15 protein-coding genes and 3 tRNA genes are annotated in these 18,003 nt (G+C 51.5%); 12 read left to right on the forward strand and 6 right to left on the reverse strand.

What is annotated here, in order from left to right; genetic code table 11:
- The 3 genes from parC to AC5M9B_RS01130 all read left to right on the forward strand — a co-directional run.
- The coding region (parC, locus tag AC5M9B_RS01120; protein WP_487648115.1) for a DNA topoisomerase IV subunit A at window positions 1-2,220 on the forward strand (2,220 nt) is incomplete at its 5' end.
- Window positions 2,221-2,385: 165 nt separating this feature from the next.
- Window positions 2,386-3,975 carry a sensor histidine kinase gene (locus tag AC5M9B_RS01125; RefSeq protein ID WP_070539612.1) on the forward strand — a complete coding sequence of 530 codons (1,590 nt, stop codon included), beginning with the start codon at window positions 2,386-2,388 and terminating at the stop codon, window positions 3,973-3,975.
- A complete protein-coding gene (locus tag AC5M9B_RS01130) occupies window positions 3,968-5,572 on the forward strand; it encodes a sigma-54-dependent transcriptional regulator (protein WP_487648116.1) in 1,605 nt (534 codons plus the stop codon). The genes AC5M9B_RS01125 and AC5M9B_RS01130 overlap by 8 nt, the downstream gene beginning before the upstream one ends.
- A gap of 230 nt (window positions 5,573-5,802) precedes the next feature.
- On the opposite strand, the gene AC5M9B_RS01135 is transcribed toward AC5M9B_RS01130, so the two are convergent.
- The gene (locus tag AC5M9B_RS01135; RefSeq protein WP_487648117.1) at window positions 5,803-6,405 is read right to left on the reverse strand and encodes a DUF4112 domain-containing protein; all 603 of its coding nucleotides are present in this window, start codon (window positions 6,403-6,405) and stop codon (window positions 5,803-5,805) included.
- A gap of 385 nt (window positions 6,406-6,790) precedes the next feature.
- On the opposite strand from AC5M9B_RS01135, the gene rffG reads away from it, so the two are divergent.
- From rffG to rfbA, 3 genes are read left to right on the forward strand one after another with little or no spacing between them, the layout of a single operon-like run.
- Entirely contained in the window at window positions 6,791-7,855 is a 1,065-nt protein-coding gene (gene rffG, locus AC5M9B_RS01140) for a dTDP-glucose 4,6-dehydratase (RefSeq protein ID WP_070654713.1), read from the forward strand.
- Window positions 7,856-7,909: 54 nt separating this feature from the next.
- Entirely contained in the window at window positions 7,910-8,281 is a 372-nt protein-coding gene (locus AC5M9B_RS01145) for an adenosylhomocysteinase (RefSeq protein ID WP_186805554.1), read from the forward strand.
- Window positions 8,282-8,334: 53 nt separating this feature from the next.
- Window positions 8,335-9,201 carry a glucose-1-phosphate thymidylyltransferase RfbA gene (gene rfbA / locus AC5M9B_RS01150; RefSeq protein ID WP_070654711.1) on the forward strand — a complete coding sequence of 289 codons (867 nt, stop codon included), beginning with the start codon at window positions 8,335-8,337 and terminating at the stop codon, window positions 9,199-9,201.
- Between the two features lie 152 nt (window positions 9,202-9,353).
- Here the strand turns inward: rfbA and folD are convergent, their stop codons facing one another.
- Window positions 9,354-10,205, reverse strand: a complete 852-nt coding sequence (gene folD / locus AC5M9B_RS01155) for a bifunctional methylenetetrahydrofolate dehydrogenase/methenyltetrahydrofolate cyclohydrolase FolD (RefSeq protein ID WP_070654708.1) — start codon at window positions 10,203-10,205, stop codon at window positions 9,354-9,356.
- 240 nt (window positions 10,206-10,445) lie between these two features.
- On the opposite strand from folD, the gene AC5M9B_RS01160 reads away from it, so the two are divergent.
- The 3 genes from AC5M9B_RS01160 (at window position 10,446) to AC5M9B_RS01170 (ending at window position 10,719) form a co-directional block, all read left to right on the forward strand.
- Window positions 10,446-10,523: transfer RNA gene (locus tag AC5M9B_RS01160), tRNA-Pro, on the forward strand.
- 27 nt (window positions 10,524-10,550) lie between these two features.
- Window positions 10,551-10,627, forward strand: a tRNA-Arg gene (locus AC5M9B_RS01165).
- A 16-nt stretch (window positions 10,628-10,643) separates the two neighbouring features.
- Window positions 10,644-10,719 (forward strand) — tRNA-His (locus AC5M9B_RS01170).
- Window positions 10,720-10,929: 210 nt separating this feature from the next.
- On the opposite strand, the gene AC5M9B_RS01175 is transcribed toward AC5M9B_RS01170, so the two are convergent.
- On the reverse strand, window positions 10,930-11,178 hold the full coding sequence (locus tag AC5M9B_RS01175) for a GlsB/YeaQ/YmgE family stress response membrane protein (RefSeq protein ID WP_003743713.1): 249 nt from the start codon (window positions 11,176-11,178) through the stop codon (window positions 10,930-10,932).
- A gap of 202 nt (window positions 11,179-11,380) precedes the next feature.
- Here AC5M9B_RS01175 and AC5M9B_RS01180 point away from each other — a divergent pair, with 202 nt between their 5' ends.
- Together AC5M9B_RS01180 and AC5M9B_RS01185 are read left to right on the forward strand one after the other, a co-directional pair.
- On the forward strand, window positions 11,381-11,914 hold the full coding sequence (locus AC5M9B_RS01180) for an isochorismatase family protein (RefSeq protein WP_070654706.1): 534 nt from the start codon (window positions 11,381-11,383) through the stop codon (window positions 11,912-11,914).
- An 18-nt stretch (window positions 11,915-11,932) separates the two neighbouring features.
- Complete coding sequence (locus AC5M9B_RS01185) at window positions 11,933-12,430, forward strand: GNAT family N-acetyltransferase (RefSeq protein WP_487648118.1); 498 nt, start codon at window positions 11,933-11,935, stop codon at window positions 12,428-12,430.
- Between the two features lie 83 nt (window positions 12,431-12,513).
- Here AC5M9B_RS01185 and AC5M9B_RS01190 read toward each other — a convergent pair whose 3' ends face one another.
- From AC5M9B_RS01190 to dapD, 3 genes are all read right to left on the reverse strand, one after another.
- Window positions 12,514-12,930 (reverse strand): ClpXP protease specificity-enhancing factor, encoded by a 417-nt coding sequence (locus tag AC5M9B_RS01190; protein WP_487648119.1) that lies wholly within the window; start codon window positions 12,928-12,930, stop codon window positions 12,514-12,516.
- A gap of 19 nt (window positions 12,931-12,949) precedes the next feature.
- On the reverse strand, window positions 12,950-13,555 hold the full coding sequence (locus AC5M9B_RS01195) for a glutathione S-transferase N-terminal domain-containing protein (RefSeq protein WP_487648120.1): 606 nt from the start codon (window positions 13,553-13,555) through the stop codon (window positions 12,950-12,952).
- 322 nt (window positions 13,556-13,877) lie between these two features.
- Complete coding sequence (dapD, locus tag AC5M9B_RS01200) at window positions 13,878-14,699, reverse strand: 2,3,4,5-tetrahydropyridine-2,6-dicarboxylate N-succinyltransferase (RefSeq protein ID WP_146736262.1); 822 nt, start codon at window positions 14,697-14,699, stop codon at window positions 13,878-13,880.
- Window positions 14,700-14,958: 259 nt separating this feature from the next.
- Here dapD and glnE point away from each other — a divergent pair, with 259 nt between their 5' ends.
- Window positions 14,959-17,649, forward strand: coding sequence for a bifunctional [glutamate--ammonia ligase]-adenylyl-L-tyrosine phosphorylase/[glutamate--ammonia-ligase] adenylyltransferase (gene glnE / locus AC5M9B_RS01205; protein WP_146736261.1), 2,691 nt, complete (start codon window positions 14,959-14,961; stop codon window positions 17,647-17,649).
- Window positions 17,650-18,003 lie beyond the last annotated feature (354 nt).

The following is an 18,003-nucleotide window of genomic DNA, read 5'->3' on the forward strand; positions in this document are numbered from 1 at the left end:
ATGAGCGTGGTCAAAGGCCGCGCGCTGCCTGAAGTTTCAGACGGTCAAAAGCCCGTGCAGCGGCGCATTTTGTTTGCCATGCGCGATATGGGTTTGGCGGCGGGGGCGAAGCCGGTGAAATCGGCACGCGTGGTCGGTGAGATTTTGGGTAAATACCACCCACACGGCGACAGTTCCGCCTATGAAGCGATGGTACGCATGGCGCAGGATTTTACCTTGCGCTACCCCTTAATCGACGGCATCGGCAACTTCGGTTCGCGCGACGGCGACGGGGCAGCGGCGATGCGTTACACCGAAGCACGGCTGACGCCGATTGCGGAATTGCTGTTGTCCGAAATCAATCAGGGGACGGTGGATTTCGTGCCGAACTACGACGGCGCGTTTGACGAACCGCTGCACCTGCCCGCCCGCCTGCCTATGGTGTTGCTCAACGGTGCGTCAGGCATCGCGGTGGGCATGGCGACCGAAATTCCGTCGCACAATTTGAACGAAGTGACGCAGGCGGCGATTGCGCTGTTGAAAAAGCCGACACTGGAAACCGCCGACCTGATGCAGTACATCCCCGCTCCCGACTTTGCCGGCGGCGGTCAAATTATCACGCCGGCGGACGAATTGCGCCGGATTTACGAAACCGGCAAGGGCAGCGTGCGCGTGCGTGCGCGTTACGAAATCGAGAAGCTGGCGCGCGGGCAATGGCGCGTGATTGTGACCGAGCTGCCGCCGAACGCCAATTCCGCCAAAATCCTTGCCGAAATCGAAGAGCAGACCAACCCGAAACCGAAAGCGGGTAAAAAGCAGCTGAACCAAGACCAGCTTAATACCAAAAAGCTGATGCTGGATTTAATCGACCGCGTGCGCGACGAGTCCGACGGCGAACATCCCGTGCGCCTTGTGTTTGAACCGAAATCCAGCCGCATCGATACGGATACCTTCATCAACACACTGATGGCGCAGACTTCGCTGGAAGGCAATGTGTCCATGAACTTGGTGATGATGGGTCTGGACAACCGCCCCGCGCAGAAAAACCTGAAAACGATTTTGCAGGAATGGCTGGATTTCCGCGTCGTGACCGTAACACGTCGTCTGAAATTCCGTTTGAACCAAGTGGAAAAACGGCTGCACATCCTCGAAGGTCGTCTGAAAGTCTTTCTGCATATCGACGAAGTGATTAAAGTCATCCGCGAATCAGACGACCCGAAAGCCGATTTGATGGCGGCGTTCGGGCTGACCGAAATCCAAGCGGAAGATATTTTGGAAATCCGTCTGCGTCAGTTGGCGCGTTTGGAAGGTTTCAAACTCGAAAAAGAATTGAACGAATTGCGCGAAGAACAAGGTCGTCTGAATATCCTTTTGGGCGACGAAAACGAAAAACGCAAGCTGATTATCAAAGAGATGCAGGCGGACATGAAGCAGTTCGGTGACGCGCGCCGCACGCTGGTGGAAGAAGCCGGACGCGCCGTGCTGACGCAGACTACTGCCGACGAACCCATCACGCTGATTTTGTCGGAAAAAGGCTGGATACGCAGCCGTGCCGGACACAATCTCGATTTGAGCCAGACCGCGTTCAAAGAAGGCGACCGCCTCAAGCAAACCCTTGAAGGCCGTACGGTTTTGCCTGTCGTCATTCTCGACTCATTGGGCAGAACCTACACGCTTGATGCCGCCGAAATCCCCGGCGGACGCGGCGACGGCGTGCCGGTTTCATCATTAATCGAGTTGCAAAACGGCGCGAAACCCGTTGCCATGCTCACCGGACAACCCGAACAGCACTACCTGCTCTCAGGTAGCGGCGGCTACGGCTTCATCGCCAAGTTGGGCGATATGGTCGGACGCGTGAAAGCAGGCAAAGTGGTGATGACCGTGGACAGCGGCGAAACCGTCCTGCCGCCGATTGCCGTCTATGCCTCCTCGCTCATCAATCCTGACTGCAAAATCGTACTGGCAAGCAGCGACCACCGCCTCTTGGCGTTTTCCATCGGCGAACTCAAAGTCATGCCCAAAGGGCGCGGTTTGCAGTTGATGTCGCTGACCGACGGCGCGTCTTTGGAACATGTCCTCGTGACCACGGCTGCGGAATTTATCGTCGAAACCGTCGGCAAGCGCGGCGCGGCGCATCAGGAAAAATTGCGCATTTGCGACATCGACGGCAAGCGCGGCAAAAAAGGGAAGGTTTTGGACGTATCAGGTCGTCTGAAAGCCTTGTCCGCTGCCTCCGCATAAACAACAAAAAGGCGCGGTAACACATTGAAAACCTAGAAAACACGGTCGTTTTATGTTATGCTGACAAAATTAAAAAAATATTTACGACCGTCTGCGGAAATATTGCAGAACGATTTCAAAAACAGGTACTAATAATGATAAAAATAAACAAAAAGGGTTGCGGATATGAGTAAGTCCGGCTTTCAGGAACTGGGAAACCTGAGCGAGCGGATACCCGGTTTAATCAATATTGCCCGCATTGCCATCGTGCTGCCGCTGTTGGTCATGCATGCTTTCGGCGTTTACAGTAATGGCACCCATATCGGCATGTCATTCCCTCCCGTCGAATTTTACAGCTGGGCAGCGCTGTATTCTTTCCTCATCTTGTTATCCGTCGCCCGTCCGGACTGGCAATGGCAGACTTTGGATTTGCCCAATGCCAGCGCAGTCGTCGATATTTCGATGATGATGATACTGGTGTATATCGCCGGTGGAGTCGATTCGGGCTTCGGCATCCTTGTCCTTCCTTTCGTCGCGACGTCCTGCCTCCTCAGCTACGGACATTACCCCATGCTGTACGCAGGTTACGCGTCCATGCTGTTTTTCTTCAACCTGTTGCTCGACGGCAGCATCCGCCTACATCCGTTTGATTGGGATACACAGCCTCTGATTACTACGGTCCTGCTTAGCGGCGCGTGTTATCTAGTTGCCATGCTGACTTCGTTCGCCGCCCGCTATCTGGAGCAGGCAACCGAATCCGCCAGCCGCCATCAGCTTGCCTACCGCCGCATCAGCGGATTGAACCGCCTCGTTCTCAACCGCGTGCAGGAAGCCGTTATCGTCATCGACAGCACCCAGCGCGTTTGGCTATTCAACAAACAGGCAAAAACCTATTTCCCCGGCTTGGTGGTTGACCAGCAAGAAGTCGTGTTCGGCGAATTGGTGACACGCTGGCAATATCATCCCGACAAACCGTTTGAAACTGATATCCACATCTTCCAACACGCCATGCACGTCCGTGCCGTCCCTCTGATTCAGGAACAGACGGAACTGCTGATGCTGTATGTCCGTTCGTTGCGCGAAGTGGCGGCAGAAGCCATGTCCACCAAGCTCACCTCGCTCGGACAGCTTACCGCCAACCTCGCCCACGAAATCCGCAATCCGATGTCCGCCATCCGTCACGCCAGCGACTTGCTGCAAGAAAGTGACGACGATGCCGAACCTGATCCCGTTAAAGCCAAGCTTTGCGGCATTATCGACAGCAACATCCAGCGCATCGACAAAATGTTGGAAGACATCTCCCTACTCAACAAGCGCGACAACATCAGCCGCGAGCCGATCAACCTGATGAAATTCTGGCTCGACTTCAAACAAGAGTTCACGCTCAACAATTCCGAAGCCATCGGCTGCCTGCGTATGAACATGGACGGCAACAACCTTACCGTCCTCGCTGATGTGATGCACATCCAGCAAATCATGTGGAACCTCTGCAATAACGCATGGCGGCACAGCCGTCAGGACGAGAATGCAATTACCGTCCTGATCCGCCCCAGCGGCAGGATGCACATTTCCATCGTCGTTGCCGATAACGGCAAAGGCATTTCGCCCGAAGTCCGCAACCATCTCTTCGAGCCGTTCTACACCACTGAAAAACAAGGTACGGGATTGGGATTGTACGTTGCCCGCGAACTGGCACACGCCAATATGGGTCAACTCCATTACCACCCCGAAATGAACGGATTCGAACTGATTTTACCGAGAGAACACAATGAGTAAGCTGCAAGACCCAGTATTGGTCGTCGACGACGAGGCCGATATCCGTGACTTGATGGAAATGACGCTGATGAAGATGGGGTTGCGCGTGCAGACCGCCGTCGGCGTAGAAGATGCCAAAGACAAGCTCGACAACAACGACTATTCCCTCGTCTTGACCGATATGCGGATGCCCGACGGCTCCGGTCTCGAAGTCGTCCAATACATAGACGAACTCATGCTCGACACCCCGGTCGCCGTCATTACTGCTTTCGGTAATGCCGACCAGGCGGTCGAAGCCCTTAATGCGGGTGCGTTCGACTACCTGCAAAAGCCGATTACCCTTTCCCAACTTCGCTCGCTGGTTAAATCCGCCGTCTCTGTTTCCAACAACACCGACGAAATTACCCAGCCGTCAACCGAAAAACCGTCCGCGCCCGTCGCTGCCGCATTCAACAAGCCCAAAACTCCGCCCAAGCCACCCAAACGCGACTTGAGCGGCTCCGTTACCGTTCCTGAAGGTCTGCGTTCCATGAAAGAACGCTTTGCCACCGGTGAAATCGCTATGCGTGCGAACGAAGACGTGCCCGAATTGGGTGGCGAAGAAGATATGCCGCGACTGCTCGGTAGTTCGCCCCAAATGGTCGAAGTCCGCCACCTGATCCGCCGACTCGCCCGCAGCGGCGTACCCGTTTATATTTCCGGCGAATCGGGTACCGGTAAAGAACAGGCTGCGCGTACCATCCACGAATTGTCCGATCGCGCCGACAAGCCCTTTATCGCGGTAAACTGCGGTGCAATCCCTGAAAACCTGATGGAAAGCGAATTCTTCGGCTACAAAAAAGGCAGCTTTACCGGCGCCGACCAAGACCGTCTCGGCTTCTTCCAACACGCCGACGGCGGAACGCTGTTCCTCGACGAAGTTGCCGACTTGCCGCTTGCCATGCAAGTCAAACTCCTGCGTGCCATCCAAGAAAAAGCCGTGCGCCGCATCGGTGATGCCCGCGAAACTTTCGTCGATGTCCGCATCATCTGCGCTACCCACAAGAACCTTGAAGCCCTCGTTGACAGCGGCGCGTTCCGCCAAGACTTATATTACCGCCTCAACGTCGTTACCCTGCACATGCCGCCCCTGCGCGAAATGCGTGAAGACTTGGGCGCGCTGATTTTGTACCTGCTTTATAAACACCGCCACGGTACGCAAACCTACAAACTTAGCCCCAAAGCGCAAGAAGCCCTGCTGCATTACAGCTATCCCGGCAACTTCCGCGAACTCGAAAACATCCTCGAACGCGCCGTCGCCCTGACTGTCGGACAAGTTATCCAGTTGGATGATTTGCAAATCCAAAACACGACGGCGCCCAAAAACGACCATCCAACCCTCAGTCTTGACGAGATCGCCGATTCCGAAACACGAAAAGGCGAAACGTTGGATCACCAGCCGCTTCCGCCGTTTGACCCGCGCACCATGCAGATTCAAGATTACCTTGACCAAATCGAGCGTGGCATTATCGAACAGGCGTTGCAACAAACCCGTTACAACCGCACTCAGGCAGCCAAGCTTTTAGGCATCAGCTTCCGCTCCATGCGCTACCGTATGGAACGTTTGGACATCAATTAAGCTTGCACTTTGCATTGTCTGCACGGTTAGGAAGTAAAACCTAAACGTAGGTTTTAGATATAGCGGGTTAAATTTAAATTAGGACAAAATCGCGGATAGTATAGACAGTACGAAACCAGTCCACTTGGTGCACTAATACTTAGAGAGTCATTCTCTCTATACTGAGACATTGCAACACAATATTGATTTAAACTTAACCTGCTATATATCTCCATTCAGATCACAAACATTCAAAACCAACCGGCAACAGCGTGAAACAAATAAGTCATACCGCTCCACGCCCACTTACTTACTGCAACCGTTATCCAGCCCATCAACACCAGCGCAATCAAGCCGAAAAAATCAGGCAGATGCAGATACAACCAAGCCGCAACAGGTTTGCGCCAAAAATCTGATTGTTGTTGTTTCTTTTCCAAAGCCGTGTGCATAAACGGACGCTCCAAATGTATGTCGTAGTCGATGCCATACTCACTACGCACATGCTCATTGATAACTTTCAAAGTACGGCGGCTCGGCTGTAAGAAAATATCAATAAGCGTAGCGACAACAGGAATCATGCCGAGCAACATATCGGCAAAAGCAAGATATACAGCAGGACGCATTTTATGATCCGGCACGCCCAACTCCCGCCCCATGCGAAAAGCCTTCATCGTCAACAAAAGTCCGGCAATATCCCCAACAAAAGGAATCAGCGACAATATGGCATCAACGCCGATGCCCTGCTTGGTAAAAGGAATGCAAAACAAACTATCCATAGTATTGGCATATTTAGCCAACTCGCGCTCACGTCGGATGATTTCCTGACGTTCATAAGGTATAGGTGTGTGTTTCATAATGATTTTATTGTATTGGGTTAATAAAAGGGTTTTGACAAACAAAATTTATTTTAATAATTTCTTTTTCAATATTGCCAATAGCATTTTATACAAATTTTCATTCAGGGACGATGCAAAATTCGATTGTCTTTTAAGGGGAAGACTTAATTACGGATTTAAGATGGCTGGACTGTTGGGATTCATGCTGCTGAAATTAAATTATAGTAAAACGTTTAAGGTACGCCAAAATAATCATAGAAAATATCTTCATGATATTCTTAGAGTTAAATGAGATGATCTACCGAAATATCAAAATAATGCCGTGATATTAATTGATATCCAAGATACAAAAAATATATATACAGTTATAATTCAAGGCTGTACTGTATCTTAGACCCATCCCATGAAAAAAATCCTCGTTACCGGCGGCGCGGGCTTTATCGGCTCGGCAGTGGTCCGCCACATCATCCAAAATACCCAAGATTCTGTCATCAATCTCGACAAGTTAACTTACGCGGGCAATCTCGAATCGCTGACCGACGTAGCCAACAGCCCTCGTTACGCTTTTGAGCAAGTGGATATCTGTGATCGTGCCGAACTTGACCGCGTATTTACGCAACACCAGCCCGATGCCGTGATGCACTTGGCGGCGGAAAGTCATGTTGACCGCTCGATTGATTCTGCCGGCGAATTCATCCAAACCAACATCGTCGGCACGTTCAACCTACTGGAAGCTGCGCGTGCCTATTGGCAGCAAATGTCGTCTGAAAAACGCGAAGCTTTCCGTTTCCACCATATTTCCACCGATGAAGTTTATGGCGACTTGCACGGTACGGATGATTTGTTTACCGAAACCACGCCCTACGCCCCGTCCAGCCCCTACTCCGCTTCCAAGGCTTCCAGCGACCATCTCGTCCGCGCATGGCTGCGCACTTACGGACTGCCGACCATCGTAACCAACTGCTCGAACAACTATGGCCCTTATCACTTCCCCGAAAAACTCATTCCGTTGATGATTCTGAACGCGCTCGATGGCAAACCCCTGCCCGTGTACGGCGACGGGATGCAAATCCGCGACTGGCTGTTTGTCGAAGACCACGCCCGCGCGCTGTATCAGGTTGTTACCGAAGGCGTCGTCGGCGAAACCTACAATATCGGTGGCCACAACGAAAAAGCCAATATTGAAGTGGTCAAAACCATCTGCGCACTGCTGGAAGAACTCGTTCCTGAAAAACCTGCCGGCGTAGCACGGTACGAAGATTTGATTACCTTCGTGCAAGACCGCCCTGGTCATGATGTGCGCTACGCCATCGACGCCGCCAAAATCGGCAGGGAACTGGGTTGGAAACCGCAGGAAACGTTTGAATCCGGTATCCGCAAAACAGTGCAATGGTATTTGGACAACAAAACCTGGTGGCAAAACGTATTGAACGGCAGCTACCGTTTGGAACGTTTAGGTAAGTTGTAAACTATGCAATCCTTCTATTGAAAACATCAGACTTCATCATACAAAGGAATATCCATGTACTCTCCATTCCGCATTTTCTTATTAGCAACTTTGACCTCCGTCTTGTTTGTTTCTACGCCAATTTCAGCCAAAGAAACACGACATCATGTTGCACAAACGACAGTTCAGAAGACAATAAAAGCCGATGGTAGCTCTATCGAAAGGGCAATTGTCATCATTGAAAATGATACTATGAGTGGCATTGCCGCCGAATACTCCTGGATTGAAGAACACATGCCTGAATATCGTGTAGTCGGACAAGCTCTGTTAAAGAAAAATGACAGCGTCTATGACCGTATTGATGTTCAAAATGAAGCTGGTGACATCCGTTCCATTTACTTCGATATCAAAAGCTTCTTCGGCATGAGAAACGGCAAGCCTCTTTAAGACCGAAGGCCGTCTGAAAATCACGCAAACACACACTACTCAGGAGAAAACCCATGAAAGGCATCATCCTTGCCGGCGGCAGCGGCACACGCCTCTACCCCATCACGCGCGGCGTGTCCAAACAGCTTCTGCCCGTGTACGACAAACCCATGATTTACTATCCCCTGTCCGTATTGATGTTGACAGGAATACGCGAAATCTTGGTCATCACCACTCCCGAAGACAATCCCTCTTTCAGACGACTGCTCGGTGACGGCAGCGATTTCGGCATCTCCATCAGCTATGCCGAGCAGCCCAGCCCCGACGGCTTGGCGCAAGCATTCATCATCGGCGAAGAATTTATCGGCAACGACAACGTCTGCTTGGTCTTGGGCGACAATATTTTCTATGGTCAGTCGTTCACCCAAACCCTGAAGCAAGTCGCTTCTAAAAAACACGGTGCCACCGTGTTCGGCTACCAAGTCAAAGACCCCGAACGTTTCGGCGTCGTTGAATTTGACGAAAACTTCAACGCCTTATCCATCGAAGAAAAACCGAAACAGCCCAAATCCGACTGGGCGGTAACAGGCTTATATTTCTACGACAACCGCGTCGTCGAGTTTGCCAAACAAGTCAAACCCTCCGCACGCGGCGAACTCGAAATCAGCTCTCTCAACCAAATGTATATTGACGACGGTTCATTGTCCGTCCAGCTTTTGGGACGCGGCTTTGCATGGTTGGACACCGGTACGCACGAAAGCCTGCACGAAGCCGCCTCATTCGTCCAAACCGTGCAAAACATCCAAGACCTGCAAGTTGCCTGCCTCGAAGAAATCGCTTGGCGCAACGGCTGGCTTTCAGACGAGCGTTTGGAAGAACTCGCCCGCCCGATGGCGAAAAACCAATACGGTCAATATCTGCTGCACCTGTTGAAAAAATGAAAAAAGGTCGTCTGAAATCGTAAGGGACAATCATGTACCAACTGATTTCAGACGACCTTTACCACGACATCAAAAAGCCAAGCCGGAACACGCGGGATACCGTATCCCTCCCGTGTATTCCGGCTCGGCTTTTCCATAACAATTTATATCATTCAGTCATGCAGTGCAGCCGCGTGCAAGGTATTTTCCAAAAGCGTCGCAATCGTCATCGGGCCAACGCCACCGGGAACAGGGGTAATCATGCCAGCCCGTTCTTTTGCCACATCAAACTCCACATCACCGCACAAACTGCCATCTTCCAAACGGTTAATACCGACATCAATCACAACCGCACCGGGCTTAATCCAACTGCCTTTAACAAAATTCGGGATACCCACGCCAACGACCAAAATATCCGCCGCAGCCACTTCATCAGCAAGATTCTGCGTCGCGCTGTGGCATACCGTTACCGTCGCGCGTGCCAACAATAGTTCCAAAGCCTGAGGTCTGCCTACAATATTTGAAGCGCCGACAACAACCGCTTTTTTCCCTTTTGAATCGACCCCGTATTCTTCCAAAAGCGTCATTACGCCTTTGGGCGTACATGGTCGCATCAGCGGCATTTTCACCACCAGCCGTCCTATATTGTAAGGATGGAAGCCGTCCACATCCTTATGTGGAACAATATTTTCCAGAACGGCCTGACTGTTGATATGTGCCGGCAACGGAAGCTGCACCAAAATACCGTCCACAGCATCATCCTCATTTAATCGCCCGACCAAATCCAACAACTCTTCTTGGGAAGTCGATTCAGACAGCTCATAAGACAAAGAACGGATACCGCATTTTTCGCAAGCCAGCTTTTTATTGCGGACATATACCGCACTGGCAGGATCATTACCCACCAAAATGACCGCCAAACAAGGTTCGCGCAAACCATCTTCCTGACGCTTTACCACCGCTTCGGCAACTTTTGCCAGTCTTTTGACCGACACCTCTTTACCGTTGATTAATTGTGCAGCCATAAACCTTCCTTCCCAATCAAAATGAACAATATCGGCGATTATCGCATTTTTAAACCGGTTTGACACACCCCGTAAAACCACATTCCTGCACATTCAAACTCATATTCTCATTCTATTTCCTGGCATACTCATAAAAATAAATCTTAATAAAAAATAAAAAGATAGGACAAGAAATAAAAACAAACTTAAAAATACAGTTGACCTTTTACAAACCTATCTGTATAGTTTCACTCTTCAAGTCGGGGCGTAGCGCAGCCCGGTTAGCGCATCTGCTTTGGGAGCAGAGGGTCGTGAGTTCGAATCCCACCGCCCCGACCAATAATGCTTTAGCACGAATCGGCATGAGCGCCCGTAGCTCAACCGGATAGAGCACCGACCTTCTAAGTCGGGGGTTACAGGTTCGATTCCTGTCGGGCGTGCCAAAATTTTAGTTTTACGGTGGCTGTAGCTCAGTTGGTAGAGCCCTGGATTGTGATTCCAGTTGTCGTGGGTTCGAGCCCCATCAGCCACCCCAAAATAAAAGACCTGCATAAAATATGCAGGTCTTTTACTTTTTATATTGTTCCATTATCTATACCCCCATTTTTCTTTCAAATATATAAAGTTCAAACCAAAAAGCCCAAGCTGCCGTTCCCGCTTGTACGGGAAATAACAACATGGGCTTTTCCATTTCAATCCTAAATGCAGACCGATATTCCGGCCTGCTTTAATCATCTATATCAGATTAGCGGTTTTTCAAAAACCGTGTATAAACCGCCAAAATGATTACGGCGAAAATGGTTGAGGCAATCCATCCGGCAGGTTCACCCACGTGATACCAACCTAATTTTTGCCCCACAAATCCTGCCAACGCCGACCCGCCAATACCCAACAGAGTCGTCATAATGAATCCGAAATTTTCCTTACCCGGATGCAGGAATTTTGCCAAAGCACCAACGATGAAACCGATAATAATCGTAACGATCCATCCCATAGTATTACCTCCGTGTGATATGTAAGTTGTTTTAATTGGCTCTTCTTAGAAAAGCCTTTGTATAATACAGAACAGTTTGACCGACCGTCTTACCTTTCCCACTTGTTTTTCTTAAAATAAACAGACTTTAAGTACTTTTACCGTTTTGATGCAGCATATACACAAACAACCTCTTCCCAAGGTCGTCTGAAAGGAAATTCAAATGAACACGGAAAATACGCTTTGCCTGATTGTCGATATTCAGGAACGCCTGCTGCCCGCATTGCACGGCAGTGAACAAATGATCGAACATTGCCGCATCCTGCTGCAAGGTTTGTCGGCTCTAAACATACCGTTTGCAGCAACGGAACAATATCCAAAAGGTTTGGGTAAAACGGTTTCCGCCATATCCCTGCTTCTGCACAATACGCCGATATTCGAAAAAACCCGTTTTTCCGCCGCATCACCCGAAGTCATGGCCATTCTGAAAGAGAAACAAATCGAAAACATCATCTTAATCGGTGCGGAAGCGCACATCTGTATGCTTCAGACGACCTTGGACTTGCTCAAGCACAATATCCGCGTCCACATCCCTTACGAATGTACCACCTCCAGAAACCCGCTTAACAAAGACAATGCCTTGCAGCAGATGCTTACTGCCGGAGCTGCCGTATCCAACGTTGAGAGTTTATTATTCAACCTGATGGGTGATGCGAAACATCCTGCCTTTAAAACCATTTCCAAACTCATCCAATAGCCGGCAGGTCGTCTGGAAATGGAATACACGATTACTCTGGCGAAAACAGAAGATCTGCCCGACATTGTCGAAATCTACAACAGTACGATTGAAGCGCGCCAATCTACCGCCGATTTATCGCCCGTCGGCATCGAAACCCGCAAGCCTTGGTTTGAAGCACATTCCGGCAAACGTCCGCTTTATGTCTTGAAAAACCATAGCGGCGAATTGCTGGCATGGGGCAGCTTCAGCGATTATTATCCGCGCCACGCGTATCACATCAGTGCGGAAATCAGTATTTATGTCCGACACAATATGCGCGGGGTCGGCGTGGGTAAAATCCTGCTGCGCAATATGTTGGAGCGCGCGCCCTCCTTGGGTATTAAAAATGCTTTGGCCGTGATTTTCGGACACAACCACCCCAGCCTGCATCTTTTCCACTCGTTCGGTTTTCAAGAATGGGGCAGATTGCCCGCAGTGTGCGATTTGGAAACATTTGAAGCGGATGTGGTTATCTTGGGCAAACGGATAACGTAATTTCCTCTAAAGAACCCAACCTGAAAGATCATGCATATGAGTAAAAAGGTCGTCTGAAATCTACTTTCAGACGACCTTTCATTTTATTTGACGAACTTCAATACCTTGCCTGACTTGGCGGGCTCTCCGTCAGTTGGCTTATCTGCCGCCGGCTCCTGCTGCGCCTCCTTACCGGAAGCATCCGCCTCGTAAGGCTCGACTTCGAACCCCATCCCCTCCCCGCTTTCGCGTGAGAAAATGCTTATGACATGACCGACGGGAATCCAAATATCGTGCGCCACTCCGCCGAAACGGGCGGAAAAGCTGATCCAATCGTTATCGATATTCAGATTATGGCTGGCGGTCGGGCCGATATTCAGTACGATTTCATTGTCGCGGACATATTGCATGGGTACGCGGGTATGTTCGTTAACCCAAACGACCAAATGCGGCGTTTGGCCATTATCGATACACCATTCATATAAGGCACGAAGCAGATAGGGTTTGGTCGAAGTCGTCATGGTATCTCCTTTCGGAAGCTTATCGGCGCATGGCTTTTTCGGCGGGCGTCAGCGCTTCGATGAAGGCCTCGCGTTGGAAAATGCGCTCAGCGTATTTCAACAAAGGTGCGGCGGATTTGCCGAGTTTGATGTCGTAATGATCAAGCCGCCACAACAAGGGAGACAGCGCTACGTCAATCATAGAAAAATCTTCGCCGAGGATGTATTTGCTCTTCGCAAAAGCAGGAGCCAGCATTGTCAGCCCGTTACCGATGGCTTCGCGCGCTTTGGCCTGTTCTTTGTTGGTCGCGTTAGGGTTTTCCAAAACATGGACGAAGCTGAACAATTCTTTTTCCATGCGGAACAACACCAAACGCCCGCGTCCGCGCATCACGGGATCGCCGGGCATCAGTTGCGGATGCGGGAAACGTTCGTCGATATATTCGTTGATGATGTTGGACTCGTGCAAGATGAGGTCGCGTTCAACCAAAACAGGTACTTGATTGTACGGATTCATTACGGCAAGGTCTTCGGGCTTGTTGAAAATATCGACATCTTTGATTTCAAAATCCATGCCTTTTTCGTACAACACGAAACGGCAGCGTTGGCTGAACGGGCAGGTAATGCCTGAATATAAGGTCATCATGGTAATTGGGCTCCTGTATCCGGTTTCAGACGGCATGCGTCTGATACGACCGTTAAACAAATTAATCGCAGAATTATACGCGATTGCATACAACAATTCTAGAAAAACAGGATAATATATTGTTTTAAATTATATTTTTCGACTTCTCTATCTTAAGTCATACAACGCAATATCGCTGCATACCGTAAATAAAGAGGTCGTCTGAAAACCCGAAATCCGGTTTTTCAGACGACCTTTTTCTATTCAAACAGGGAAACCGTTTGCCTGAAGCCCGTTTATGTTTCGGGCTGTTTCAGACGACCTCCCATTTTCTGTTCGCCGGTTAAATACCGCGCAGCAATTCGTTCACGCTGGTTTTGGCGCGGGTTTGTGCGTCCACGCGTTTGACGATGACGGCGCAGTAAAGGCTGTGGCTGCCGTCTTTGGAAGGCATGCTGCCGGACACGACAACCGAGCCTGCCGGTACGCGGCCTTGGTAGATTTCGCCGGTGGTGCGGTCGAGGATTTTGGTGGATTGTCCGATGAACACGCCCATGGAAATCACGCTGCCTTCTTCGACAATCACGCCTTCGACGATTTCGGAACGCGCGCCGATGAAACAGTTGTCTTCAATGATGGTCGGGCTGGCTTGCAGGGGTTCGAGTACGCCGCCGATGCCGACGCCGCCGCTCAAGTGGACGTTTTTACCGATTTGGGCGCAAGAACCGACGGTCGCCCAAGTATCGACCATCGCGCCTTCGTCAACGTATGCGCCGATGTTGACATAAGACGGCATCAAAACGACGTTTTTAGCAACAAAGCTGCCGCGGCGCGCAACGGCACCGGGTACGGCGCGGAAACCGGCAGCGCGGAATTCGTCTTCAGACCAGTCGGCAAACTTGGTCGGCACTTTGTCGAAGTATTTGTTCACGCCGTCGTTGAGGACTTCGTTGTCTTGGATGCGGAAGGAAAGCAGGACGGCTTTTTTCGCCCATTCGTTGACTTTCCACTCGCCTATGCCCAAGCGTTCGGCGACGCGCAATTTGCCTGAATCGAGTTGGCGGATGGTTTCCAACACGGCTTCTTTGACTTCGGGGGTAACGGTGGTCGGGGTGATGTCCGCGCGGTTTTCAAAGGCGGTTTCGATGATGTTTTGCAAAGACATGGGGATTCCTTTTGAAGAGGGTAAAAGGTCGTCTGAAAAATTCGGATGACCCGCAAACAGGCGGTATTTTGCCATGTAAACGCTTTGCCGTCAGCTTTTGCAAAGGTCGTCTGAAAGGTGTTTTGCTGTTTCAGATGACCTCCAAGATTGCTATGATATAGTGCCTTGACTTTAAACCGGTACGGCATTACCTCGCCCTGTCCTGATTTAAAGTTAATCCACTCTACCATTCCCGCCATCTTTCCAAACGGAATCCGAAATGTCCGACAACCGCCTCGACACCGCCCGCCGCCATTCCCTCTTCCTTGCCCGCCAGCTCGACAACGGCAAACTCAAGCCCGAAATCTTCCTGCCCATGCTGGACAAGGTTTTGACTGAAGCAGATTTCCAAGCCTTTGCCGACTGGGACAAAATCCGCGCGGAAGAAAACGAGGAAGAATTGGCGCGGCAGTTGCGCGAGTTGCGCCGTTATGTGGTGTCGCAGATTATCGTGCGCGATATAAACCGCATCAGCGATTTGAACGAAGTAACCCGCACGATTACGCTGTTTGCCGATTTTGCCGTCAATACCGCGCTGGATTTCGCCTACGCCTATTATCGGGACATGTACGGCACGCCGATCGGACGTTATACCAAATCGCCGCAACATTTGAGCGTGGTGGCGATGGGCAAGGCGGGCGGCTATGAGTTGAACGTGTCTTCCGACATCGATTTGATTTTCGTCTATCCCGAATCGGGCGACACCGACGGCAGGCGCGAACGCGGTAATCAGGAATTTTTCACCAAAGTCGGGCAGAAACTGATTGCGCTGCTGAACGACATCACCGCCGACGGACAGGTGTTCCGCGTTGATATGCGGCTGCGGCCGGACGGCGATTCCGGCGCGCTGGTATTGAGCGAAACTGCGCTGGAGCAATATTTGATTACGCAGGGACGCGAATGGGAACGCTACGCATGGTGCAAAGGCCGCGTGGTTACGCCATATCCGAACGACATCAAAGCGCTGGTGCGCCCTTTTGTGTTCCGAAAATATCTGGATTACAGCGCGTATGAAGCGATGCGCAACCTGCACCGCCAAATCCGCAGCGAAGTCAGTAAAAAAGGCATGGCGGACAACATCAAACTCGGCGCAGGTGGCATCCGCGAAGTCGAATTTATCGCCCAAATTTTCCAAATGATACGCGGCGGACAAATGCGCGCTCTGCAACTGAAAGGCACGCAGGAAACGCTGATGAAACTTGCCGAATTGGGCATCATGCCGTCTGAAAACGTCGAAACCCTGCTTGCCGCCTACCGCTTCCTGCGCGACGTCGAACACCGCCTGCAATACTGGGACGACCAGCAAACCCAAACCCTGCCCGCCTCGCCCGAACAGCAGCAACTGCTCGCCGAAAGCATGGGTTTCGACAGCTACGCCGCCTTTTCAGACGACCTCAACGTTCATCGTAACAAGGTCAATCAGTTGTTCAACGAAATTTTGAGCGAACCCGAAGAGCAAACACAGGACAACAGCGAATGGCAGTGGGCATGGCAGGACAAACCCGACGAAGAAGAGCGGCAAGGTCGTCTGAAAGAACACGGGTTCGATGCCGAAACCATCGTCGCAAGGCTCGACCAAATCCGGCACGGCCATAAATACCGCCACCTTTCCGCACACGCCCAGCCGCGTTTTGACGCCATTGTGCCGCTGTTGGTACAGGCGGCGGCCGAGCAAAACAACCCGACCGATACGCTGATGCGGCTGTTTGACTTCCTCGAAAACATCAGCCGCCGCTCCGCCTATCTCGCCTTCCTCAACGAACATCCGCAAACCTTGGCGCAACTGGCGCAGATTATGAGCCAAAGCTCATGGGTGGCGGCGTATCTGAGCAAATACCCGATTCTGCTGGACGAACTCATCAGCGCGCAGCTTTTGGATACCGCGTTCGACTGGCAAGCCCTCGCCACCGCCCTTTCAGACGACCTCAAAGCCTGCGGCGGCGACACCGAAGCGCAAATGGACACCCTGCGCCGCTTCCAACACGCCCAAGTCTTCCGCCTCGCCGTCCAAGACCTCGCCGGACTGTGGACCGTAGAATCCCTCTCCGACCAACTCTCCGACCTCGCCGACACCATCCTCGCCGCCGCCCTGCCGTGCGCATGGGCGGACATGCCCAAAAAACACCGCGACACCCCGCAATTCGCCGTCGTCGGCTACGGCAAACTCGGCGGCAAAGAACTCGGCTACGCCTCCGACCTCGACCTCGTCTACCTCTACGACGATCCCCATCCCGACGCAGGCGACGTGTACAGCCGCCTCGCCCGCCGCCTGACCAACTGGCTATCCGCCGCCACCGGCGCAGGCAGCCTCTACGAAACCGACCTGCGCCTGCGCCCCAACGGCGACGCCGGCTTCCTCGCCCACAGCATCGCCGCCTTCGAAAAATACCAGCGCGAAAACGCATGGACATGGGAACACCAGTCCCTCACCCGCGCCCGCTTCATCTGCGGCACACCCGAAATTCAGACGGCCTTCGACCGCATCCGCACCGAAATCCTCACCGCCGAACGCGACCAAACCGCCTTGGCAGGCGAAATCATCGAAATGCGCGAAAAAATGTTCCCCACCCATCCGCCAGTTGACAACAACGTCAAATACGCGCGCGGCGGCGTGGTCGACGTCGAATTTATCGTCCAATACCTCATCCTTGCCCATGCCCGAAAATATCCGCAACTCCTCGACAACTACGGCAACATCGCCCTCTTGAACATCGCCGCCGACTGCGGCCTCATCGACAAAACCCTCGCCGAACAAAGCCGCACCGCCTACCGCTTCTACCGCCAGCAGCAGCACAACACCAAACTGCGCGACGCGGAAAAAACCGAAGTAACCGACGAATTGCTGTCCCATTACGGCAATGTCAGGAAATTGTGGCGGGAAGTGTTCGGCGAAGAAGCAAAGCTCGGATAAAGCAGGTATTACGAAGGGGAATTAAGTCATTAACCGCATAGCGTGAGTTCCACCTACGAATCACTGCAAACCCGTAGCGTGGGCTCTGCCCACGAACCACACCCCAAATTTCAGACAACCTCTTTTACTTGCCATTTTCGTGAGCAAAGCCCACGCTACCATTCACACCGACAAAACCAAAGGTCGTCTGAAAACGCTTTTCAGACGACCTTTAGACAAATTATAGTGGATTAAATTTAAATCAGGACAAGGCGAGGCAACGCCGTACTGGTTTAAATTTATAGTCAATTAAAAACAAAATAGTACAATACTCAACTTTGAAGGTTTAACCATGGCATACTCTGCGGACTTAAG

The organism is Neisseria flava (genome assembly GCF_982712965.1).

Excerpts from the sequence above, each read along its gene's own strand:
- AC5M9B_RS01125 (WP_070539612.1), top strand. The coding sequence starts at position 2,386 with ATGAGTAAGTCCGGCTTTCAGGAACTGGGAAACCTGAGCGAGCGGATA.
- AC5M9B_RS01130 (WP_487648116.1), top strand. The coding sequence starts at position 3,968 with ATGAGTAAGCTGCAAGACCCAGTATTGGTCGTCGACGACGAGGCCGAT.
- AC5M9B_RS01135 (WP_487648117.1), bottom strand. The coding sequence starts at position 6,405 with ATGAAACACACACCTATACCTTATGAACGTCAGGAAATCATCCGACGT.
- rffG (WP_070654713.1), top strand. The coding sequence starts at position 6,791 with ATGAAAAAAATCCTCGTTACCGGCGGCGCGGGCTTTATCGGCTCGGCA.
- AC5M9B_RS01145 (WP_186805554.1), top strand. The coding sequence starts at position 7,910 with ATGTACTCTCCATTCCGCATTTTCTTATTAGCAACTTTGACCTCCGTC.
- rfbA (WP_070654711.1), top strand. The coding sequence starts at position 8,335 with ATGAAAGGCATCATCCTTGCCGGCGGCAGCGGCACACGCCTCTACCCC.
- folD (WP_070654708.1), bottom strand. The coding sequence starts at position 10,205 with ATGGCTGCACAATTAATCAACGGTAAAGAGGTGTCGGTCAAAAGACTG.
- AC5M9B_RS01175 (WP_003743713.1), bottom strand. The coding sequence starts at position 11,178 with ATGGGATGGATCGTTACGATTATTATCGGTTTCATCGTTGGTGCTTTG.
- AC5M9B_RS01180 (WP_070654706.1), top strand. The coding sequence starts at position 11,381 with ATGAACACGGAAAATACGCTTTGCCTGATTGTCGATATTCAGGAACGC.
- AC5M9B_RS01185 (WP_487648118.1), top strand. The coding sequence starts at position 11,933 with ATGGAATACACGATTACTCTGGCGAAAACAGAAGATCTGCCCGACATT.
- AC5M9B_RS01190 (WP_487648119.1), bottom strand. The coding sequence starts at position 12,930 with ATGACGACTTCGACCAAACCCTATCTGCTTCGTGCCTTATATGAATGG.
- AC5M9B_RS01195 (WP_487648120.1), bottom strand. The coding sequence starts at position 13,555 with ATGATGACCTTATATTCAGGCATTACCTGCCCGTTCAGCCAACGCTGC.
- dapD (WP_146736262.1), bottom strand. The coding sequence starts at position 14,699 with ATGTCTTTGCAAAACATCATCGAAACCGCCTTTGAAAACCGCGCGGAC.
- glnE (WP_146736261.1), top strand. The coding sequence starts at position 14,959 with ATGTCCGACAACCGCCTCGACACCGCCCGCCGCCATTCCCTCTTCCTT.